The organism is Vibrio injensis, assembly GCF_001895205.1.
Classification (GTDB): Bacteria; Pseudomonadota; Gammaproteobacteria; order Enterobacterales; family Vibrionaceae; genus Vibrio; species Vibrio injensis.
Window position 1 is genome coordinate 63,787 of record NZ_BDJF01000010.1, and the last position, 22,457, is coordinate 86,243.

The 22,457-nt window shown below is 44.5% G+C and carries 20 protein-coding genes and 5 tRNA genes; 16 read left to right on the top strand and 9 right to left on the bottom strand.

Annotation, left to right across the window (positions count from 1 at the left end; genetic code table 11):
* Nucleotides 1–200: 200 nt before the first annotated feature.
* The 5 genes from BSR11_RS03045 (at nucleotide 201) to BSR11_RS03065 (ending at nucleotide 701) form a co-directional block, all read left to right on the top strand.
* Nucleotides 201–276: transfer RNA gene (locus tag BSR11_RS03045), tRNA-Phe, on the top strand.
* A gap of 53 nt (nucleotides 277–329) precedes the next feature.
* Nucleotides 330–405: transfer RNA gene (locus BSR11_RS03050), tRNA-Thr, on the top strand.
* Between the two features lie 16 nt (nucleotides 406–421).
* Nucleotides 422–497: transfer RNA gene (locus BSR11_RS03055), tRNA-Asn, on the top strand.
* A 36-nt stretch (nucleotides 498–533) separates the two neighbouring features.
* Nucleotides 534–609: transfer RNA gene (locus BSR11_RS03060), tRNA-Thr, on the top strand.
* 16 nt (nucleotides 610–625) lie between these two features.
* Nucleotides 626–701: transfer RNA gene (locus tag BSR11_RS03065), tRNA-Asn, on the top strand.
* Nucleotides 702–835: 134 nt separating this feature from the next.
* Here BSR11_RS03065 and djlA read toward each other — a convergent pair.
* Nucleotides 836–1,690 (bottom strand): co-chaperone DjlA, encoded by an 855-nt coding sequence (gene djlA, locus BSR11_RS03070; protein WP_072669019.1) that lies wholly within the window; start codon nucleotides 1,688–1,690, stop codon nucleotides 836–838.
* A 146-nt stretch (nucleotides 1,691–1,836) separates the two neighbouring features.
* On the opposite strand from djlA, the gene lptD reads away from it, so the two are divergent.
* From lptD to apaH, 6 genes are all read left to right on the top strand, one after another.
* Nucleotides 1,837–4,194 carry an LPS assembly protein LptD gene (gene lptD / locus BSR11_RS03075; protein ID WP_072669020.1) on the top strand — a complete coding sequence of 786 codons (2,358 nt, stop codon included), beginning with the start codon at nucleotides 1,837–1,839 and terminating at the stop codon, nucleotides 4,192–4,194.
* A gap of 103 nt (nucleotides 4,195–4,297) precedes the next feature.
* Nucleotides 4,298–5,593: a peptidylprolyl isomerase SurA gene (gene surA / locus BSR11_RS03080; RefSeq protein WP_072669021.1), complete on the top strand. Its 1,296-nt coding sequence runs from the start codon at nucleotides 4,298–4,300 to the stop codon at nucleotides 5,591–5,593.
* On the top strand, nucleotides 5,583–6,572 hold the full coding sequence (gene pdxA / locus BSR11_RS03085; protein ID WP_072669022.1) for a 4-hydroxythreonine-4-phosphate dehydrogenase PdxA: 990 nt from the start codon (nucleotides 5,583–5,585) through the stop codon (nucleotides 6,570–6,572). Before surA ends, pdxA begins: the two co-directional genes overlap by 11 nt.
* Before the next feature lie 13 nt (nucleotides 6,573–6,585).
* The gene (rsmA, locus tag BSR11_RS03090; RefSeq protein ID WP_072669023.1) at nucleotides 6,586–7,401 is read left to right on the top strand and encodes a 16S rRNA (adenine(1518)-N(6)/adenine(1519)-N(6))-dimethyltransferase RsmA; all 816 of its coding nucleotides are present in this window, start codon (nucleotides 6,586–6,588) and stop codon (nucleotides 7,399–7,401) included.
* A gap of 67 nt (nucleotides 7,402–7,468) precedes the next feature.
* Nucleotides 7,469–7,849 (top strand): Co2+/Mg2+ efflux facilitator ApaG/CorD, encoded by a 381-nt coding sequence (gene apaG / locus BSR11_RS03095; RefSeq protein ID WP_072669024.1) that lies wholly within the window; start codon nucleotides 7,469–7,471, stop codon nucleotides 7,847–7,849.
* A 10-nt stretch (nucleotides 7,850–7,859) separates the two neighbouring features.
* Nucleotides 7,860–8,675 (top strand): bis(5'-nucleosyl)-tetraphosphatase (symmetrical) ApaH, encoded by an 816-nt coding sequence (gene apaH, locus BSR11_RS03100; RefSeq protein ID WP_072669025.1) that lies wholly within the window; start codon nucleotides 7,860–7,862, stop codon nucleotides 8,673–8,675.
* On the opposite strand, the gene folA is transcribed toward apaH, so the two are convergent.
* The 6 genes from folA to rplU all read right to left on the bottom strand — a co-directional run bounded on the left by folA (nucleotide 8,672) and on the right by rplU (nucleotide 12,536).
* On the bottom strand, nucleotides 8,672–9,172 hold the full coding sequence (gene folA / locus BSR11_RS03105) for a type 3 dihydrofolate reductase (RefSeq protein ID WP_072669026.1): 501 nt from the start codon (nucleotides 9,170–9,172) through the stop codon (nucleotides 8,672–8,674). The genes apaH and folA overlap by 4 nt on opposite strands.
* 22 nt (nucleotides 9,173–9,194) lie before the next feature.
* Nucleotides 9,195–9,677 carry a threonine/serine exporter family protein gene (locus BSR11_RS03110; protein WP_419796211.1) on the bottom strand — a complete coding sequence of 161 codons (483 nt, stop codon included), beginning with the start codon at nucleotides 9,675–9,677 and terminating at the stop codon, nucleotides 9,195–9,197.
* The gene (locus tag BSR11_RS03115) at nucleotides 9,671–10,432 is read right to left on the bottom strand and encodes a threonine/serine exporter family protein (protein WP_072669027.1); all 762 of its coding nucleotides are present in this window, start codon (nucleotides 10,430–10,432) and stop codon (nucleotides 9,671–9,673) included. Before BSR11_RS03115 ends, BSR11_RS03110 begins: the two co-directional genes overlap by 7 nt.
* 130 nt (nucleotides 10,433–10,562) lie before the next feature.
* Nucleotides 10,563–11,732: an Obg family GTPase CgtA gene (gene cgtA / locus BSR11_RS03120; RefSeq protein WP_072669028.1), complete on the bottom strand. Its 1,170-nt coding sequence runs from the start codon at nucleotides 11,730–11,732 to the stop codon at nucleotides 10,563–10,565.
* Between the two features lie 214 nt (nucleotides 11,733–11,946).
* Nucleotides 11,947–12,204 carry a 50S ribosomal protein L27 gene (gene rpmA, locus BSR11_RS03125; protein ID WP_072669029.1) on the bottom strand — a complete coding sequence of 86 codons (258 nt, stop codon included), beginning with the start codon at nucleotides 12,202–12,204 and terminating at the stop codon, nucleotides 11,947–11,949.
* Nucleotides 12,205–12,224: 20 nt separating this feature from the next.
* On the bottom strand, nucleotides 12,225–12,536 hold the full coding sequence (gene rplU, locus BSR11_RS03130; protein WP_004396080.1) for a 50S ribosomal protein L21: 312 nt from the start codon (nucleotides 12,534–12,536) through the stop codon (nucleotides 12,225–12,227).
* Nucleotides 12,537–12,808: 272 nt separating this feature from the next.
* Here rplU and ispB point away from each other — a divergent pair, with 272 nt between their 5' ends.
* Nucleotides 12,809–13,780: an octaprenyl diphosphate synthase gene (gene ispB / locus BSR11_RS03135; RefSeq protein ID WP_072669071.1), complete on the top strand. Its 972-nt coding sequence runs from the start codon at nucleotides 12,809–12,811 to the stop codon at nucleotides 13,778–13,780.
* A 90-nt stretch (nucleotides 13,781–13,870) separates the two neighbouring features.
* Here the strand turns inward: ispB and BSR11_RS03140 are convergent, their stop codons facing one another.
* Together BSR11_RS03140 and mdh are read right to left on the bottom strand one after the other, a co-directional pair.
* A complete protein-coding gene (locus BSR11_RS03140; protein ID WP_072669030.1) occupies nucleotides 13,871–15,277 on the bottom strand; it encodes a basic amino acid/polyamine antiporter in 1,407 nt (468 codons plus the stop codon).
* 534 nt (nucleotides 15,278–15,811) lie between these two features.
* The gene (mdh, locus tag BSR11_RS03145) at nucleotides 15,812–16,744 is read right to left on the bottom strand and encodes a malate dehydrogenase (RefSeq protein ID WP_072669031.1); all 933 of its coding nucleotides are present in this window, start codon (nucleotides 16,742–16,744) and stop codon (nucleotides 15,812–15,814) included.
* Between the two features lie 419 nt (nucleotides 16,745–17,163).
* On the opposite strand from mdh, the gene argR reads away from it, so the two are divergent.
* The 4 genes from argR (at nucleotide 17,164) to BSR11_RS03170 (ending at nucleotide 22,382) form a co-directional block, all read left to right on the top strand.
* A complete protein-coding gene (gene argR, locus BSR11_RS03150; protein WP_072669032.1) occupies nucleotides 17,164–17,634 on the top strand; it encodes a transcriptional regulator ArgR in 471 nt (156 codons plus the stop codon).
* Nucleotides 17,635–18,013: 379 nt separating this feature from the next.
* Nucleotides 18,014–18,982: a TAXI family TRAP transporter solute-binding subunit gene (locus tag BSR11_RS03155; RefSeq protein ID WP_004396086.1), complete on the top strand. Its 969-nt coding sequence runs from the start codon at nucleotides 18,014–18,016 to the stop codon at nucleotides 18,980–18,982.
* Nucleotides 18,983–19,293: 311 nt separating this feature from the next.
* Nucleotides 19,294–21,876, top strand: a complete 2,583-nt coding sequence (locus BSR11_RS03165; RefSeq protein WP_072669034.1) for a TRAP transporter permease — start codon at nucleotides 19,294–19,296, stop codon at nucleotides 21,874–21,876.
* Nucleotides 21,877–21,944: 68 nt separating this feature from the next.
* Complete coding sequence (locus tag BSR11_RS03170; RefSeq protein WP_072669035.1) at nucleotides 21,945–22,382, top strand: universal stress protein; 438 nt, start codon at nucleotides 21,945–21,947, stop codon at nucleotides 22,380–22,382.
* Nucleotides 22,383–22,457: the final 75 nt, after the last annotated feature.

A 22,457-nucleotide genomic window follows, 5' to 3' on the forward strand; every position in this document is an offset into this window, starting at 1 on the left:
AGACGATAAAATCCTACGAGTTGCCAACACTATAATGATGTTAAGTAGGAAGGAATATCGGGTTGGGCTCTGTTTCTGTTAGCTTTTCTAAACAAAAATGGATAAAAACAGCCCACTAAGTATAGAAAATCAGCAAACGAGTTTTTTTTTGCATTTTACTGTTGACGAAGGATCGGAAAACTCGTTTAATACACCCCGTTGCCTCGATAGCTCAGTCGGTAGAGCAGAGGATTGAAAATCCTCGTGTCGGTGGTTCGATTCCGCCTCGAGGCACCATATTTTGAAAGAGATTGGTGCAAGCGCAACCAGTATCTTAACTGATAAAGTGAGCCGGCTTAGCTCAGTTGGTAGAGCAACTGACTTGTAATCAGTAGGTCGCCAGTTCGACTCCGGCAGCCGGCACCATTATCAAAAAATCTGTTCCTCCTTAGCTCAGTTGGTAGAGCGACGGACTGTTAATCCGCAGGTCGCTGGTTCGAGCCCAGCAGGAGGAGCCACTATTTCTGACTGATGATACGTCATCAGTTATGAACGCCGACTTAGCTCAGTAGGTAGAGCAACTGACTTGTAATCAGTAGGTCACCAGTTCGATTCCGGTAGTCGGCACCATTATTAAAAAATCTGTTCCTCCTTAGCTCAGTTGGTAGAGCGACGGACTGTTAATCCGCAGGTCGCTGGTTCGAGCCCAGCAGGAGGAGCCAAATTTTCAAGCCCAGTCAATGACTGGGCTTTTTTTATAGCAAGATAAACCATAAATAAAAAGGCTTATCCCTTTATAAGATAAGCCTTGCTAGCACTAATCGTTACTGCCCTTCAATCAGCGTAAAAAACGCGCTTACTTAAACCCCTGCTCTTTCTTTATCAAATCATAAGCATGTTGGATCTCTTGTGATTTCTCTTTTGCCATGTTCATCATCTCAGGGGGTAAGCCTTTAGCCATCAATTTATCTGGATGATGCTCATTCATCAATTTACGATAGGCCCGTTTAATGGTTTGTACATCTGCATCTTGATTGACTCCCAGAACGGAAAAGGCATCCGCCAATCTATCTCGACTAGAGGGTTGCTGCCATTGACTTGAACCCGATGACCCGCCCTGCTGACCGGTAAAACCACCACTTTGCTGAAAACGAAATGCCGCTTCTTGCATACGTAATCGACGCTCTAGTTGATCGGATGAAAATCCAAGTCCCTGAGCAATTTTATGTAGAACCTGACGCTCACTAGGATGTAAATCACCATCAGCAAAGGCAGCAGAGATTTGTAACTCAAGGAAGAATTGCATTAAATCAAAACGACCACCCGTAAAAAAACGGACATTTTCTAATGTTTGCTGCAAAGGAAAATCCGCTTCTTTACCTTCTCGAAAAGCATCTTGGGCAGCGCGGCGCTGATCGCCATGCAAATTCATTCTGTCCATCATGATGCTGGCTAATTGAATCTCTTGCTGGGTGACTTGACCTTTAGCTTTGGCAACGTGTCCCATTACTGCGAAAGCAGATTTAAAGAATTCTTCTTGCCTTTCGGTTTGTGTTGGTCCTGAACTGAACTGCCCATTAGCAAACGGGTTTTGGCTTCGATAGCGAGCCTTATCAAACTGGTGGCCAAGAAATAGACCAAAGATTGCGCCCAATGGGCCGCCAAATAGCAGGCCAAAGAAAGCGCCAAGAATTTTGCCAAAAATATGCATTATGTGCTCTCAATCTATGAATTTTTTAGGTGTGCTGTGGTCTGATAGTGCCGGGAGCGTTATTTTCCTTTATGATAAGGAAGCATTTTATTGACTTAACACTCTTAAAGTCGGAATCAAACAGAACAACAGGATAGTACAACTCGATGTCACGTTTTTCCCGCACATTTTTAGCCGCTTCGATCAGCGCCGCGCTCTTTGCGCCACAGACTCAAGCAGAAGCAACGGTGGATAACAGTGTGCAGGAACTGCCCACTCTTGATCAATGCTTAGTGAATGAACCCGAGTCGGAAAATCCGAATCCACAGCCTATCAAGGTCAAAGCGGATAAGCTAGAAGCAATTAGTGGTCAACGCGCGACTTATTCTGGCGATGTCGTCGTTTTACAAGGACAAAAGCAGATCCGCGCTAACAATGTGACACTCCATCAACAAGAAAATATTGTTGTGGCTGAAGGCAATGTAACCTTTAGTGATGGTCAGGTAAAAGCAACCTCAGATAGAGTGACCAATCAACTCAATATTGATCAAATCACATTAGAAAACACCCAATACCAGTTTTTATGTCAACCTGGTCGTGGCCATGCGGCTTATATCGCTAAAACCGGTAAAGCTATTTACGAGATTGAAGATGGCTCCATCACCTCTTGTCCAGAAGGTGATAGCGCTTGGCGTTTGCGTGCTTCCAGTATTGACGTTGACCAGGACGCTGAACAAGCGACGTTTTATAACCCTCGTTTAGAGATCCAAAACGTCCCCGTGTTCTATTTACCTTATCTCACGGTACCGATTGGCGATACTCGTAAAACGGGTTTCCTCTATCCAGATATTTCCTATGGTTCACGTGATGGTTTTGAAATCTCAGTTCCTTTTTATTGGAACTTAGCGCCTAACTACGATTTAGAAACCACTTTGCGATATATGGATAATCGTGGAACTCAGTTAAATACCGTGTTTCGTTATCTCACCGAATTTGGTTCTGGTAGCCTCAAAGGTGAATTTTTACCTGATGATGAATTACATCCAGAACAAGGGAAACGTTGGGGTTTCCAATATCGCCACGATGGTATTTATCAACAAGCATGGAAGTTAGATCTGGATTACTCACGCGTTAGTGATGTCGAGTATTTTTCCGACTTAAGCTCAGGGATTGGTAATCGAGAAGATGGCCAACTGATGCAGCAAGCACGAGTGACTTACCGCTCTTCCGCATGGGATACCTCATTGTTGGCAAGAGACTTTCAAGTATTAACCGATAAAGATAACCTCCCCTATCGATTAATGCCGCAAGTCGCTTTTAACTACTATGCACCAGAGCTGCTGCGCTATCTAGACTTGGACATAAAAAGCCATATTTCACGTTTTGAAACTGATGCGATAGGTAAGCCTTCAGCTACTCGCGCTCATATTGAACCCGGCATTACCATTCCACTTGGTAATACTTGGGGAACATGGACGACAGAAGCAAGACTGTTAGCGACCTATTACCAACAAGATTTATCTGGGGTAACCAGTAATGATTACCAAGACCTAGAAGAAAGTGTCTCAAGGGTTACTCCTGAATTCAGAACACATGCAGGTATCGTCTTAGAACGAGACACCACGTTATTTAATGGTTATACCCAAACGCTTGAACCACAAGTCCAGTACTTGTATGTTCCTAAAGAAAACCAACAAAATATCTCACGCTATGATACCACGTTGCTACAAACCGATTACTACGGTCTATTCAGAAGTAGAAAATACAGTGGCGTAGACTTTATCTCTGCCGCCAACCAAATTAGCTATGGCGCATCAACACGGTTTTTTGATGACCAATACAAAGAACGATTGAACATCGCCTTTGGACAGATCTTCTATATCGATAAAGGTTTAAAATCGAGTAATACCGATACGAGCCAAGTGGAAGATACGCAATCGAACTATTCCGCTTGGGCAGTGGAAATGGATTTCAATTATGATGATTTTCTCTTTTATCATGGCGGTATTCAGTACGATATCGATACTAGCGCAATGCAGCTGGCCAACAGTACACTGGAATACCGTTTTAACGGGGGTTACTTACAAACCAATTATCGTTATGTTACCAAAGAGTATATCGAAGACACGGTGGGCGATAGTATTCCGGTAAGCAGTATTACTCGGCGAGGAATATCTCAAGCAGGACTGCTTGGCGGCTATCAGCTTTCTGATAAATGGCATGTTACTGGACAATATTTTTACGACATGACCACCAATGAAGCATTGGAATGGCTGGTTGGCATTCGCTATACCTCCGATTGCTGGTACATGGGCTTTTCTTACAGTAATCAGTTAAAAGACTGGAAGCGAGCACCAAGTGACACTTATCTGGGTTTCGAAGATCCAAACTATGAAAATAACTTTAGCTTTAACATTGGTATTATCGGTTTTGGCACCAAAGTGAGTTCCAGTGAAAGCATGGCTGGAATTAAAAGTTCTGATAACTCCTTGGGTTATGGACGCCCATTTTTCTTAAATAACTAGGGCAGTATATTTGGGCACCTTAGCCCTAAAAATCTGAATTTTTCGCATAATAACCGTGACGTGATCAGCAATGATTAACGCTCGATAATGAATAGGATTTCTAATGAAACTGTGGACATTTGCTTTATATACATTAACCAGCTTAGTAAGCATTGCGACAGTGCAGGCTCAACCTGTTGAGCTTGATCGCGTAGCAGTGATTGTTAATAGTGGGGTGATTTTGCAAAGCGATATAGACAGTGCGCTATTAACGGTGAAAGCTAATGCAAGAACAAATCAACAAACTCTTCCACCCGAAAACATCTTGCGTGAACAAATCATTGAAAAGTTGATTGTCGATACTTTACAACAACAGGAAGCCGATCGTATCGGGGTACGTATTGATGATAATACCCTAAACGACGCGATTGCCGAAATTGCCCATAATAACCAACAGACACCAGAACAACTTCGCTTATCGATCGCTGAACAAGGATTAACTTACCCAGAGTTTCGCGAACAGATCAGAAAAGAGATCGCCGCGAGTGAAGCTCGTAACGCATTAGTACGCCGCCGTATTAACATTATCCCAGCCGAAGTCGATACCCTAGCGGAGTTACTCGCTCAAGAAACCAACGCGACCGTACAGTATAAAATCAGTCATATTCAACTGCGTTTTAATGATGGGCAAGACAAATCCGAAGTTGAAGCACAAGCCAATAAATTAGTAGCAGAACTCAACCAAGGTGCCGATTTTAGTACCATGGCTATAACCTATTCAAAAGGCCCACGAGCATTACAAGGCGGTGACTGGGGTTGGATGCGTAAAGAAGAAATGCCGACGATCTTCGCCGATCAAATTAAGATGCAGAATAAAGGCAGCATTATTGGTCCATTTCGCAGTGGCGTTGGTTTCCACATTCTAAAAATCGATGACATCAAAGGCTTAGAAACCGTTGCGGTAACGGAGGTCAATGCACGTCATATTTTAATTAAACCAACCATCATTTTGAGTGATGAAGGCGCCAAAAATCAACTCAATGATTTAGTACGTCGCATCAATGCTGGCGAAGCGAGCTTTGCTGAATTAGCCCAACAATATAGCCAAGATCCCGGTTCTGCAGCGCAAAATGGCGAATTAGGTTATCAAACGCCTGAATTGTATGTCCCTGAGTTTAAACATCAAATTGAAACGCTTCCAATTGGAAGAATTAGTGAACCCTTTAAAACCGTACACGGCTGGCATATTGTCGAAGTCTTAGATCGCCGCGAAGTTGATCGTACTGATGCCGCGATGAAAAATCGGGCTTATCGCATTTTGTTTAACCGTAAATTCAATGAAGAAGCCAGTACTTGGTTACAAGAGCTGCGCGCCGGGGCTTTTGTTGAAATCCTACAGGACGATCAAGATGACGATTAAACGCATCGTCGTCACCGCCGGCGAGCCCGCTGGTATCGGCCCTGATTTAGTACTGGCATTATCACAAAATGATTGGCCACATCAATTAGTGATTTGCGCCGATAAACAGATGCTCGCAGAACGCGCCAAAGCATTGGGAATTGCAGTAAAGCTACTTGATTATCAGCCCGATCAAAAAGCCACACCGCAAAAGGCGGGGTATTTGTTGGTTGACTCCATTGCCGTATCAGAAAAGGTTATTGCTGGACAACTTAATCCAGCGAACGGACATTATGTATTAAAAACCTTAGAAAGAGCCGCATTAGGCTGTATGAATGGTGAATTTGATGCTATTGTCACCGGCCCAGTGCACAAGGGCGTAATTAATCGTTCAGGCGTCGCTTTTAGTGGTCATACCGAGTTTTTTGCCGAGCTATCCAATACCCCATTAGTGGTGATGATGCTGGCAACCGAAGGACTACGTGTCGCTCTAGTGACTACACATATTCCATTGGCTAAAGTCTCTGCCGCGGTGACTGGTGAACGTCTAGAAAGCATCATTCGTATTCTCCATCAAGATTTGGTGGAGAAATTTGCGATTGCTCAGCCAACGATTTATGTTTGCGGTCTTAATCCTCATGCAGGAGAAGACGGAGTACTGGGGCATGAAGAGATAGATACCATCGCTCCAAGCTTAGAAAAGCTTCGTCAGCAAGGTATCGACTTAGTAGGCCCTTTACCAGCAGATACCATCTTTAGCGAAAAATATTTGCAAAAAGCGGATGCCGTTTTAGGAATGTATCACGATCAAGTTCTTCCTGTATTAAAATATAAAGGCTTTGGTCGTTCGGTTAATATTACCTTAGGCTTACCTTTTATTCGAACCTCGGTGGATCATGGAACGGCGCTCGACTTAGCAGCAACGGGATTAGCCGACACGGGCAGCTTTAAAACCGCACTAGAACAAGCAATTGAATTAGTTGATAAAAAAACGCAATAACTTTGAGAACACTATGAGAAATGATGTCCATTTAGGGCACAAAGCGCGTAAACGTTTTGGTCAAAACTTTTTAAACGATCCTTATATTATTGATGGGATCGTGTCTGCTATTAATCCTCTGCCAGGGCAGAATTTAGTAGAAATTGGTCCAGGTTTAGGAGCCATTACTGAGCCAGTAGGCCGTGAAGTCGATAAATTTACGGTAATCGAACTCGATCGTGATTTAGCCGAACGTTTGCGTAACCATCCCGAATTGTCGCATAAGCTGACCATTCACGAAGGTGATGCGATGCGTTTTGACTTTCAGCAATTGGTTAAACCCAATAATAAACTGCGTATTTTTGGCAACTTGCCGTATAATATCTCGACGCCATTAATGTTCCATCTATTTGAATTTCATAAAGAAATTCAAGATATGCACTTTATGCTGCAAAAAGAGGTAGTCAATCGCCTTTCTGCAGGGCCTGGTAGTAAAGCGTATGGTCGCTTGACCGTTATGGCACAATATTACTGTAAGGTTGTCCCAGTATTAGAAGTACCACCGAGTGCCTTCGTTCCACCACCAAAAGTTGATTCTGCTGTGGTTCGCTTACTGCCTTACGAGGAATTACCACATCCAGCAACGAGTTTAAAATGGTTGGATCGTGTCGTACGTGAAGGATTTAATCAACGCCGTAAAACGGTACGTAACTGCTATAAAGGGTTATTGGATGATGAAGCCTTTGCGCACCTTGCAATCGACTCAACGATGCGTCCAGAGAATCTGACATTAAAACAGTTCGTATCGATGGCAAATTGGCTTGATGCCCAGCATACTCAACCCACATAAATAGAATAGGATGGCTCAAACGCCATCCTCTATTTTCTTCGTTTTGTCATCCGAATCAGGAGTATTTATGGATATTACTCATCCTTGCATCAAGATTCAGGTTCAAACTAAGTACGTGCCCGAACAATCCCATCCTGAAGCGCACCGCTACGTCTTTGCTTATCTTATTACTATAAAGAATCTCAGTACTGAAACCGTGCAGCTCATTAGTCGCTCTTGGTTAGTGACTGACGCTAACGGAAAGCAAATGAGGATTGAAGGGGAAGGTGTCGTCGGTGAACAACCGATTATTGCCGCTAATGATGAGTACACCTACACCAGTGGCACAGCATTAGAAACGCCCGTTGGCGTTATGCAAGGCCATTATGGAATGCTCAATAGCCTTGGCGAACCTTTTCTTGCTGAAATAGAACCCTTTCGTTTAGCGGTCCCCAACGTACTGAATTAACGGAGTTTGTGTGGCAAATTACATTGTCGGTGATATTCAAGGCTGTCTAGATGAGCTGCAGCTATTGCTTAAACAGGTCAACTTTAATCCCACCAGTGATACTTTATGGCTCGCCGGTGATTTGGTCGCACGCGGACCAAAATCACTAGAAACACTGCGTTTTATTCGTGAATTAGGACCGGCGGCAAAAGCGGTGCTCGGCAATCATGATTTACATCTATTAGCTGTGTCACTAGGCATTCACCCTGCCAAAAACAAAGATAAAACCTTAACTATTTTTGCTGCGCCTGATGCAGATGAATTATTAGATTGGATTCGTCAGTGGCCACTCTTGTTAGAGCACCCCGAGTTTGTCCTTACTCATGCAGGGATCTCTCCTCAATGGGATTTGCAGACCGCTCGTAAAGCATCCCACGAGGTAGAAGCCATATTACGTAGCGAACGATGGCCATGGCTACTGACAAATATGTACGAGAATACTCCTGATCTGTGGAATGACGATCTACAAGGAATTGAGCGTTATCGCTATATCATCAATGCCTTCACTCGCATGCGCTTTTGCTTTGTTGATGGGCGTCTTGATATGGCGTGTAAACTTCCCCCCACTCAAGTGAGTAGTCACGAGCTGATGCCTTGGTTTGCCCTACCCCAACGGATTGAATTAGAAAAAACGGTAATTTTTGGTCACTGGGCGGCACTTGAAGGATACTTTAGTCCGAAGGTAATTGGCTTAGACACTGGCTGCGTATGGGGCGGGCCGCTGACCATGTTACGTTGGGAAGATAAACAAGTCTTTCAGCAGCCGGCATTGGGTTCTAGGTTCTAGGTTCTAGGTTCTTCAGCCTCGCGTTCTAAGATAACAAAATCCATCGAATACGCATTTTTGTCATCTGCCGGGTAGTGCTCACGGTAACATTCACGCCAATTCTTTCCCCAATCAGGAAAATAGGTATCACCGATGAGCTGAGCATCAATCAGTGTGATATACAGTTTGTCTGCTTGAGATAAACATTCCGTATAAATACTGCCACCCCCAATGATCATCACCTCAGGGACCGCTCCAGCCTTAAGTAACGCGGCTTGCAGCGAAGCGACAACATCAACACCTTCAATCACCAGAGTTGGATCTCGGCTGATCACGATATTATGACGTCCAGGCAAGGGGCGTCCGATCGATTGATAGGTTTTACGCCCCATAATAACCGGTTTCCCCATAGTACAGCGTTTAAACCACACAAAGTCCGCCGGTAAATGCCACGGCATTTGGTTATCTTGGCCTATCACTCTCTCGTTTGCCATCGCGGCAATCATACTGATGATCATCTCTCTATTCCTGCTTCTGCTTCTAGACTATGGGTTTACGACGATAGAATAACAGCCCTGGTATCGCTAGGCCAACGGCTAATCCAGCAATGATAAACATCGCTTTTAAAAAATTCTCCATTAAACTCGCAAACAGCTCCGGTTTAAAGCCTAGATGGTGAATTTCTACCATCGCAATCATTGCCTTATAAGCAAATACACCAGGCACCATGGGAATTAATGCAGCGACAGTAAACACTTTAGGATGAGCCAAAAATCGTCTCGACCACTGAACACCAATCATGCCAACAATCCCAGCAGCAAAGAGACTCGCCCACTCAATCGGAATACCAAAATGCAGCATCAAATAACGCGAGCCATGACCGATGGCTCCTCCTAAAGCGCAATACTTTAATGCTGGGACTGGGACATTAAAGATCAACGCAAACCCAACAGCAGGAATCGAGGCAAACAACATATCGTTGATTAACCCTAGCAATAAATTCCAATTCACCAGCTCTACCATCCCCACACTCCCGTCACGCTCATCGCGGCAATAATCCCTAAACTGGTCGCTAAAGTCAGTAAACTCGCCATCACAAAGCGAGCGATGCCCATATTAATATAACCTTTCAGCATATCAGAAACTGAGTTGATCAATGGGAAGCCCGGTACCAGCATTAATACTGAAGACGCCATTACGATGGTTGGCTTATTGCCAAGCTGGTAGATCACCGCTTGAGTAGAAATAAGTGACGTAACAAACGCTGTCGCCGCAAAATTAAGTAAAGGGTTAAATTGGCGATGACCGATCTCTTGGCGGACCATCATACCTATCGCCGAAGCGATAAAAGTCATGAGAAACACCATTCCATCGCCACCAGCTAAACGACTGAATGCCGCACATGACAGGCCAATCATTATCACCACTAGCCAACGGTTATAACGCTCTGGCGTTATTCGTTCAAGTTTGTGCTGTGCCATCGAGTAATCTAATAATCCGCGCTCCATCAAAATACAAATACGTTGAATTTGGGTCACGACTCGCATGTTGATTCCTCGATCCGCACAGCGACGAGCTGTCGTAATACAATGCTGTTGATAAACGGTAGTCACCACTAATGAGCTCGCAGAGAGCGAAACTTCAACTTCATCCATACCTGAAGCAAGCCCCATACGGCGCATAATATCGCCAACCAAAGTACTTTCTGCGCCATGCGCCAGTAGCATTTGTCCCGCTTGAGCAATCAAACGTGAAATTGCTCGTTGTTTGGATGTCATGATTCCATTCCTAACTACCTCAATTTACCGAAAGCCTAGTTTGCAACAAAATGTGTCGTGACGATATGATTTAGAATATAAAAAAGCCGCAATCAAGATTGCGGCTCACTAACTTTAAATATCAAGCAGATCATTCACGAACATAAATAACATGACCGTCGTCTTCTTCATCATCCCAATCGTCGTCATCGTCATCTTCGTCAATCACTTGCTGACCAGCCATGGCATCTTTGTGGTAATCATTCCACATAAATTCCACTTTTTGCTCTTCAGAGATCTCTTCTTGCTGACGAGGTAGGGTTTCCATAAAGTCAGCTAACTTCATGCATAGCTCTTTGGTACCCTGACGATTAATAGCAGAAATTTTAAAGTACTGATCTTCCCATCCCAATGCGTCCAAGACATTCTGAATCACTTCATTAGCTTCTTGCTCTGGCATTAGATCCGTTTTATTGAACACTAACCAGCGTGGTTTTTTCGCCAGTTTCTCGCTGTATTGCTCAAGTTCATCAAGGATCGTCAGTGCATTTTGCACTGGATCACTTTGATCCGCAGGCATAATATCGATCATATGCAGTAGCACTCGGCAACGCTCTAGATGTTTAAGAAAGCGAATACCTAGCCCAGCACCTTCCGCAGCACCTTCAATCAACCCTGGAATGTCAGCAACCACAAAACTTTTTTCAGGAACGACACTCACTACCCCTAAACTTGGGATCAAAGTGGTAAAAGGATAATCTGCCACTTTAGGTTTGGCCGCCGAAACAGCGCGAATAAAGGTTGATTTACCCGCATTAGGCAAACCCAACATACCGACATCCGCTAACAGAAGTAGCTCTAAACGCACTTCTCTGACTTCACCTTTGGTGCCCATACTTTTTTGACGAGGAGAACGGTTGACCGAAGATTTAAAACGAGCATTACCTAAACCGTGCCAACCACCTTTCGCGATCATCACCTTTTTACCATGCTCAGCAACTTCAGCGATCACCTCATTGGTATGGATATCGACCGCCCGCGTTCCAACAGGAACCCGTAGTACCTTATCTTTACCACGCTTGCCGGTACAGTTTGCGCCACGCCCATTTTCTCCGCGCTCAGCGTCATAGAAACGCTGAAAACGGTAGTCAATCAGTGTATTCAGGTTTTCATCAGCCAGTATATAAACGTCACCGCCGTCACCGCCGTCACCGCCGTCTGGACCACCGTTGGTAATGAATTTTTCACGCCAGAAACTGACGACGCCGTTGCCACCATCACCAGCCTGAACTTTTATTACCGCTTCATCAACGAATTTCATTTGTTACTCCGCACACTTTGCGTTGCAATACCATTATTAACTAACGGTATAAATTTTAGCAGAACTCATCACGAGATAAACGATCACGCCTTTCTGCTTTAGAACACATAACAAGTAGACCCATTAGTAAGGGATCACTGGTTATAAGCACTTTGCTGATAAATAAAAAACCCCACCAAACGGCAGGGCTTTTAAATTCAGCGAGAAACTAAACTTATTCAGCTTCGATGCTAACGAATTTACGGTTCTTAGGACCTTTCACTTCAAATTTCACTTTACCATCAGACAAAGCAAAAAGAGTGTGGTCTTTACCGATACCAACGTTACTACCAGCGTGGAACTTAGTACCACGTTGACGTACGATGATGTTGCCTGCTAATACAGCTTCACCACCAAAACGCTTAACACCAAGACGTTTACTTTCTGAATCGCGGCCGTTACGAGTAGAACCACCAGCTTTTTTGTGTGCCATTGTTAAACTCTCCTAATAACTTAAGCGTTGATACCAGTGATTTTCACTTCCGTGAACCACTGACGGTGACCTTGTTGCTTACGAGAGTGCTTACGACGACGGAACTTAACGATTTTGATTTTATCGCCACGACCATGTTGTACCACTTCAGCAGTCACTTTACCGCCCTCTACAAGAGGAGCACCAACTTGAATTGCTTCACCATTAGCGATCAGAAGAACTTTATCAAATTCAACTGTTGCGCCAGTTTCAACGTCTAATTTCTCTAAGCGAAGAGTTTGACCTTCGCTAACACGGTGTTGTTTACCACCAGATTGGAAAACAGCGTACATATTTTACTCCGCTCTTTCCGCACAGCCTATGCTAACATTTTTGAGCAAAAAGGGTGTGCGCTAAACTAATCATCAATAGGGCGCAGATTCTACGTGAATGGCGTCCCCATGACAAGCCATATTTAAAAAAAATTGGCGAAAAGCTAATCGCCAAACAAAAGTGCGGCAATCATGCCTTTAAGCCATGTATTAATCAATATTTTTTAGTGTATTATTCAACAACTCAAGCAGAACATAATGCCTTACAAGCTCTAACTTCAGCCGGATTTATGATGGATTTTAAAGCTATCCAAGCGCTTACTGCCGATGACATGGCAAAAGTGGATAAAACGATACTTGCTCAACTCAATTCTGACGTTTCCCTTATCAACCAACTGGGGTTTTATATCGTCAGTGGTGGCGGTAAACGCCTACGTCCATTACTGGCCATTTTGTCCGCCAAAGCCTTAGGTTACCAAGGTGAGGGCCACACCATGGCTGCCGCGTTTATTGAATTTATTCACACGGCAACTTTATTACACGATGATGTCGTTGATGAATCCGATATGCGCCGTGGTAAAGCCACTGCGAATGCAACGTTCGGTAACGCTGCCAGCGTACTGGTCGGCGATTTTATCTACACTCGCTCTTTTCAAATGATGACCGAGCTAGGATCAATGAAGATCCTCAAATTAATGAGTCATTCGGTCAACGTTATCGCTGAAGGTGAAGTTCTGCAATTAATGAACTGTAATGATCCGGAGACTACGGAAGAGAGTTATATGCAGGTCATTTACTCAAAAACTGCTCGATTGTTTGAAGCCGCTACGCAAATTGGAGCCATGTTATGTGATGCCCCTCCGGAAGTTGAAAAGGCAATGCAAAACTACGGTAAATATCTAGGTACTGCCTTCCAATTGATCGACGATGTTATGGATTACACCGCCGATGGCAAAGAAATGGGTAAAAACGTCGGCGATGATCTCGCAGAAGGAAAACCAACGCTACCTTTGCTGCATGCCATGCGCAATAGCCAAGGAGAGCAATCAGCGATGATTCGTGAAGCGATTGAAAAAGCCAATGGGATGGAGAAATTAACGGCGATTTTAGCGACAATGCAGCAAACCGGTTCATTAGAATACACCACCGCTAAAGCTCTACAAGAAGCCGATAAAGCAATTGCTGAATTAGCTATTATCCCCGACAGTGACTATAAACAAGCGCTGATTGCTTTGGCACATATGGCGGTAAAACGCAGTAAGTAATAAAAAACCTTAGGCTACGCCGTGATTATTGCTTCTTCACTTGTCGCTCTGAGTCAAACCAATAAAGCGACAAGTGAGTCCTTTTGTTAACTAAAACCACCCTTGCCACATTAAACCAAAGGCAAATAAAGCACAGAGAGTTAACGTACCCGCACCGAGTTTCTCTCGACCAAGAAAAGGCTGCACCCCCTGTTCTCGTTTGGCTTTAATATAAAAAGCGATACCAGGCAGATACAATAACGTCGAAAGTAATAAATAATGCAATCCAGAGGCATACAATAACCAAGCGCCATAGAGAGTCGCACCGCACCCGATGAGTAAAATTTTTCCTTGTTTAGACTCATTAAGCGCCAGCTTCAGAGTATAAGCCCCTACCAAAAAGTACGGCACCAAGATCATTTCCGAAGCAAAGATCAATAAGGTGTCGTAGGTACTACCAGCAAACATCACAATGATCAGTGAGACTTGGATACAAACGTTGGTTAACGTCAATGCACTCGCGGGGCTACCTGCAGCGTTTTGTTTCGCCAACCGTGCTGGGAACATACCATCTTTTGCTCCCAAAAATGGCGCTTCCGAAGCCAATACCGTCCAGCTCAAAAATGCACCACACACAGAAATAATTAAACCAATCGCAATAATATACTGTCCCCAAGGACCCAATATCTCGGTTAGTACTCTGGCCATCGACGGATTCTGATAGCTGGCCAGTTCTACGGGAACAATCACCCCCATTGACAGCAATGTTACTAAGACATAAATGGCTAACGCGGTCAGTAAACCAAAAATCGTCGCTCGCCCAATATCGCGCCGTACTCGAGCCCGGTTAGAAACAACCACCGCACCCTCAACACCAATAAACACCCAAACCGTAATCAACATGGTCGCTTTGACTTGCGACCATAAATCGTGCTCAGATCCAAAGTGAAGTCCGGTAAAGTCAACCGTAAATGTCTGCCAACGAAAAGCAACCATGGCACATAAAATAAACAGCACCAACGGGATCATTTTCGCGCAAGTCGTCACTAAATTGATCAACGCTGCCGTTTGCACGCCACGTAAAACAAGCCCGTGTACCAGCCAAAGAAGTACCGAAGCACCAGCAATCGAGATCAACGTATTGCCATCACCAAAAATAACTCGATCTGGTGTATCAAACAGCATGCCTAAAGTACTAAAGACAATCACTAGATAGGATACATTGGCGACCATCGCACTGAACCAATATCCCCAAGCCGAGCAAAATCCGGCGAAATCACCAAAACCTGCCCGGGCATAACCAAATACACCGCTATTGATCTCTGGTTTATGTATCGCTAATTGTTGAAATGATAGGGCAAGGAAGATCATACCTATTCCGGTAATACCCCAACCAATCATCACCGCCAAAGGACTCGCCACTGCCGCCATATTTTGCGGTAAGCTAAATACCCCAGCCCCAATCATAGAGCCGATAACCAAGGCGGTTAAAGAGCCTAAACCCAATTTGTTATCCATGATGATTTCCAACCTGCTTCTGGAAAACGCTATAGTAGTCAGAAATGGCCTTTAATAGCAGACTCGACGTGATCCACTTCACTAACAAAGTCAAAGTTTTTCCACATTCATTGCCAACGATCAAATCTGCGTCAGATTGCGCCATAAAATCGCCTTAGCGGCCATAAAAAAGGCCAGATAATACTATTTTTTCAGCATTAATGAATAAAAATTTAACTCTATACCAATTTTATGACTACTGAAATGGATAAAAAATTGAGACAATCAAATGGTTAATCATGACGAAGACAAAGAAAAAACGACTCAGAACATCGACCAGAGAACATCAAGAATGAGATTGCCCTCTTAAGTCTATGGGAGGAGAAAGTAAGGATGGTTAATGGCAGCTTTAAATCATAGGAGCTTCACGCAGAAAAAATGCCGCTAAGTTAAACTGCGGCATTGTTGATGTCTTTTATGCTCTGCCATGACGACGACCAATACGTACACTGGATAAACGGCATGACAAATCAAATCATCTAACGATGGTTATTGTTATTTAACGAACTCAACACCGATCTCAATATCTTTATTGAGCGTTTCTAACATACCATCAAGTGCTGCTTTTTCGAAATCACTCAATGGTCCGTAGCTAAGCACTTCCTCGATACCATTTTTACCCAGTTTAATCGGTTGAGCAAAGAATGAAGCGTGTTCGCTGCCGCCTTCCACATAAGCATACTCAATCACTGATTCACCTTGTAATGCTTTCACCAAAGACAGTCCGAAACGGCAAGCAGCCTGTCCCATCGAGAGTGTCGCTGAACCGCCACCCGCTTTGGCTTCCACCACTTCAGTACCTGCATTTTGGATACGCTTAGTGAGCGCCGCGATTTCCTGCTCAGTAAATTCAACACCATCGACTTGTGATAGCAAAGGCAGAATCGTCACACCAGAGTGTCCCCCAATCACAGGAACGTGAACTTGGGTAGGATTTTTGCCTTTTAGTTCAGCAACAAACGTTTCCGAGCGAATGACGTCTAACGTCGTGACACCAAACAACTTGCGCTTGTCGTAAACGCCAGCTTTTTTCAATACTTCAGCCGCGATCGGCACTGTTGTATTGACTGGGTTAGTAATGATCCCGATGCAAGCCGTTGGACAAACATTGGCAATTCGTTCAGCGAGTGATTTGACGATCCCGGCGTTAACATTGAAAAGATCCGCACGATCCATTCCCGGCTTACGAGCCACACCTGCCGAAATTAGCACGACATCCGCGCCTTCTAATGCAGGAGTTGGATCTTCACCGCAATAACCTTTGATCGACACCGGCGTCGGGATATGGCTCAAATCCGCAGCCACACCCGGCGTCACTGGAGCGATGTCATACAGAGCAAGATCTGAACCAGCAGGAAGATGATTTTTTAATAACAGAGCTAGGGCTTGACCGATGCCGCCAGCGGCACCAATAACAGCGACTTTCATCGTAGTTCTCCTTGAGAGTAAATCTCTTATATATGTTTTGGTAGGGTATCTTTTTATCTGATTTATCCGATGTCAAAAAGCTATAGCAACTACATCTTGATTACAATCAATTAACCTCAGCTTTGCGACTTTGCGCAATTCCTCATGAATAGACCACAGTCAGTGAAGCATTATGCGAGGATTCATGAGGAATGACAAAGTATTAGCGACCATCTACAGAGCCAAATCACCTAGGATGACAATAGCCCGTCAGTAAGAACGTAACCTGTATTGCAGAAGCGGCAAAGTAAGAAGGATATAAACGTAAATACGGTATTTTTACAGTGACCATTTAGACACTTTTCGACGATAATTTGCCTCTCTGTCGTGAGCTATGTGACAATAGTCATTAATGGTTGAACAGCAAAAGAAAATCCACAATGCGCCCTACAGATAAACAAGATAACTTAGTTCGTGTTTTTAAAGCCTTATTGAAAGAAGAACGCTTTGGCTCACAAAGCGATATTGTCGATGCTTTAAAGAATGAAGGATTCGATAACATCAATCAGTCCAAAGTATCGCGTATGCTAACCAAGTTTGGTGCCGTTCGCACGCGCAATGCCAAAATGGAGATGGTGTATTGCTTGCCTGCCGAGCTTGGAGTACCAACAGTTTCCAGCTCTCTCAGAGAACTCGTTCTCGATGTCGATCATAACAACGCATTAGTCGTGATACATACAGGCCCAGGGGCAGCGCAATTGATTGCTCGTTTACTTGACTCTCTTGGTAAATCAGAAGGTATCCTCGGCGTCGTTGCTGGCGATGATACGATATTCATTACCCCGACAATGAATATCACGACTAAACAGTTATTTATTTCCGTGTGCGAGCTATTCGAATACGCAGGCTAAAGCGCATTAATAACGGGTTACATTGTTAAATTAATGTGACCCAATTCACATCTCACGTATCTTACCATCATCCACAAACCATACATTAAACTAATAATTATCAATCAATTAACCTCAATTAATAACATCCCTAGCCACTAAACAGCGTGCTTTAGCCGATGATAAATTTTTACAATTCTATAATTTATTAAGCATTTTTTGTTATTATCACTCGGCACTTTTTCTGCTTTTCAGCAGAACCAGCGCCAATTGCTAGACCCAAACGACTTGCCGAGGGCACTTACCGTGCAATAACCTCTAGTCATCAGGGGGCAAGGAATCATACCCCCGACAACCGTTCAAGCTCTTTGGGAATAATAAATAAAAGGAAGGGATATTCATGCTATTGAACAAGATCATCAAAGTAGGTGCTATCGCTGCGGCTGTTATGGGAGCGAGTGCGGTTCACGCTCAGGAATTTATTACCATTGGTACTGGAGCCGTAACCGGCGTTTACTATCCGACTGGCGGTGCTATTTGTCGCTTAGTGAATCGCGACCGCCAAGAGCACAATATTCGTTGTTCCGTGGAATCGACCGGAGGATCCATTTACAACGTCAACACCATGCGTAATGGTGAGCTCGATTTTGCTATCGTCCAATCGGACTGGCAATACCACGGTTATAATGGCACCAGTCAGTTTTCTGAACTCGGCCCTTACAAAAAGCTACGCGCGATGTTCTCTTTGCATACAGAACCTTTTAACATCATCACTCGCGCAGACTCCGGCATCAATAATGTAAAAGATCTTGAAGGGAAACGCGTTAATATCGGTAACCCAGGTTCTGGTGATCGTGCCACCATGCAAGTGGTAATGGACGCGTTTGGCTGGACTAATAGCAGCTTCAGACTTGCCTCTGAACTGAGAGGATCCGAGCGTTCACAAGCGTTGTGTGATAATCGTATTGATGCCTTTATCTATATGGTCGGACATCCAAACGGTGCCATCCAAGAAGCGACCACTTCTTGTAACGCTAAACTGGTTTCAGCAACCGGACCAGAAGTGACGAAAATTGTTGCCGAGCGTCCTTACTACGCCTACAGCACCATTCCTGCAGGAATGTACCGTGGAACCGATAACGAAGTAACAAGCTTTGGAGTTGCCGCAACACTGGTAACCAGCGCTGATGTCTCCGATGAAGTGGCTTACAACGTTGCCAAAGCGGTATTTGAAAACTTTGATACCTTTACTCGTCTTCATCCTGCCTTTGCCACGTTGAAAAAAGAAGACATGGTTAAAGCTGGTCTTTCTATTCCGCTCCATCCTGGCGCTGAAAAATATTACAAAGAGGTCGGTTTACTAAAATAAATCATGACCCATTGTAGGTAGGCAATCAATCCCCATTCGCTTGGGGGTTGATTGATAAGTCCTACGCATAACATTTTTATATTCGCTATCGACTCTTCCCTCTGCAATCGTACCAATATGGCAAGCTTTACTGAGCACTCGCGTTGTTTTGGGTAGACATTGGATAATTTTTTATTTGCACCGCACCTTCTTCTATTCGCTTTTCAGCGAACATAGTCAAGCTAATACTAAGCTTTGCAGGACCGTTCACTGAGTAGACGTTAGTTACACAATAGAAAAGGTATGAACCATCAATATTAAGGATAACGTACATGACGCAGGCAACAACTCCGTCGCAGGATGTGCAAGAGATGGTTGCACAAGCAGATACTGGCGCTAGGAATCCACAAGGTTTTTCTGGGCGAATTTTGTGGTTTGTACCACTGTGCTGGTCTCTTTTCCAACTTTGGTATGCTTCACCACTGCCATTTATTTTTAACTTTGCGATTTTAAATGATACCGAAGCTCGCGCTATCCATTTGAGCTTTGCCGTTTTTCTTGCTTTTACCGCTTATCCGGCGTTAAAACATTCTCCCCGTGACCGTATTCCTGCTGTGGATTGGATCTTGGCCCTTGCGGGCAGTTTCTCGGCAGCTTATATCTATCTTTTTTATACTTCTTTATCCGGCCGCTCAGGCGCACCCACCGATACTGACATCATTGTCGCTGGTATGGGCATGCTGCTGTTACTGGAAGCTACGCGTCGTGCATTAGGCCCGCCGTTAATGTGTGTGGCCGGGCTCTTTTTACTCTACACCTTTGCTGGGCCACATATGCCCGACGTCATTGCGCACAAAGGAGCGAGCTTTAATAAAGCCATGTCTCATCTATGGCTAACTACTGAAGGCGTATTTGGTATCGCTTTAGGAGTCTCGACTTCTTTTGTGTTCTTATTTGTACTCTTTGGAGCAATGCTAGAACGGGCCGGAGCCGGGGCTTATTTTATCAAGGTGGCCTTTTCTTTACTCGGTCACATGCGTGGCGGACCGGCGAAAGCGGCTGTTGTCGCCTCAGGACTGTCCGGTTTGGTCTCCGGCTCGTCGATAGCCAACGTAGTCACAACCGGAACTTTTACTATTCCGCTCATGAAGCGCGTTGGCTTTTCTGGCACGAAAGCCGGTGCTATCGAAGTTGCCGCTTCAACCAATGGCCAGCTTACGCCACCAATCATGGGCGCTGCGGCCTTTTTGATGGTCGAATACGTCGGTATCTCTTATGTCGAAGTGATCCGAGCGGCACTGCTGCCTGCGCTTATCTCGTACATAGCGCTTATCTATATTGTCCACCTAGAAGCTTGTAAAGCCGGCATGACTGGCCTACCTCGTCGTCGACCTTCAACGTTACTCAATAGTTTGCTCTCTTTCACTGGCACCATTTTAGGGTTATGTGTCTTGAGTGCGTTGGTCTATTACGGGGTCGGTTGGACGAAGGACGTGTTTGGCGCGGCAGCAACACCTATAGTCACACTCGTACTGTTAGTCTGTTATTTCTTACTGTTGAAAGTCTCTGCTCAGTATACTCACGAGCGTGAATTTAGTTTGGATGAAAACATTCAGGAAATCCCAGACGTTGGCCCGACAGTTAAATCTGGGCTGCATTACTTACTGCCGATCGTGGTCTTAGTCTGGTGTTTGACCGTTGAGCGCTTTTCGCCGGGTTTATCTGCCTTCTGGGCTAGCGTGTTTATGATTTTTATTCTCTTAACTCAAAGGCCAATGATCGCTTGGTTTAATCGCACTAACGATGCCGCTCAACAAGCCAAAGCTGGCGTTACAGACTTACTCGAAAGTTTAGTGTCTGGTGCACGCAATATGATTGGGATTGGTGTCGCGACTGCAGCCGCTGGTACCGTGGTTGGTGTGGTTACCTTAACGGGAATTGGCCTAGTCATGACCGACTTTGTCGAGTTTATCTCTGGCGGTAACATTATGTTGATGTTGCTGTTTACTGCCGTGATCAGCTTACTTTTAGGTATGGGGTTACCAACCACCGCCAACTATATCGTCGTATCGACATTGATGGCTCCGGTGATCGTTACCTTAGGTGCACAGAATGGTTTGATCATCCCATTGATTGCCGTACACCTGTTTGTGTTTTATTTCGGTATCTTAGCAGACGATACACCACCTGTCGGTCTGGCTGCATTTGCCGCAGCGGCGATCGCCAAATCAGACCCCATTCGTACTGGTATTCAAGGATTTACCTACGATATTCGAACCGCCATTCTGCCATTTATGTTTATTTTTAATACCCAATTATTACTGATGGGTATTGAGTCATGGTGGCACTTAGCATTAACGGTTGGATCCTCAATCATCGCCATGCTGTTATTTTCAGCGGCGACCCAAGGCTGGTGGTTTACCAAAGCAAAATGGTGGGAAGTGCTGTTATTGTTGCTACTAACCTTTAGCTTTTTACGACCCGGTTTTTGGTGGGATAAAATTTACCCAGCTAAGTATCAATACCCAGGCACAGACTTAGCCTACATCGTCGATAAAGCACCAGTAGGTCAACCAATTGTGATGATCGTCGCCGGAGAAACCTTAATGGGTGATTATGTGTCGAAAACCGTGCAACTGCCGTTTGATGATCGAGCGCTAACGGCGGAAGAACGGATTCGTTCGATGGGGCTTACCGTTAATAAGATCAATAATCGAATGTTGATCGACGCTGTTGAATTTCGTAGCCCAGCTGAAGCGGCAGGGATCGATTTTGATTGGGAGGTCCGTACGGTAGTCGTAGATAGTGATCGTCCAATGAAAGAGTGGGTCTTTGTCCCTGCACTGTTGCTGACCTTACTGCTTGGCTGGAATCAAAGACGTCGAGCTCTCAGAAAAACGGCGGTACAACCTTAAACCATCATGACTTTGCTTTCCTCTGCTTATCGAATCAGTAGGGGAAAGCCATACAGAGATCAAAAACTATGTATAAACATATCTTAGTCCCCGTAGATTTAAATGAACAAGGCTTTGCTGATAAAGCCGCGCAAAGTGCAGTATGGCAAGCGAGGCACAGTGGTGCTCAAGTACACCTTTTAACGGTACTGCCCGGTATTCACATGTCGATGGTCGCAACTTATTTCCCACGTGATGCAGCCAATAAAATGAAACAAGATGTCGCACAACGCTTACAAGCGTTTGCTCAGCAGTATCTGCCTGAAGATATTCATTATCAGTTACATGTCGCCGAAGGTAAGCCCTACACGACCATTCTTGAATATGCAGAAAAGCTCGAGGCAGAGTTAATTGTCATGCCCAGCCATAAGCGCTCGCGAATGGATAAAGTGATGCTTGGTTCGGTAGCCAGCAAGGTCGTCGAGAACGCCCCCATCCCCGTTTTAGTCATCAAACCGCAAGGTTAATCACCAAAAGGAAGACTCATCGATTTTACCGATGAGATTAATTGTTCGATTCCCCTTTTCTTTTTGAGAATAATT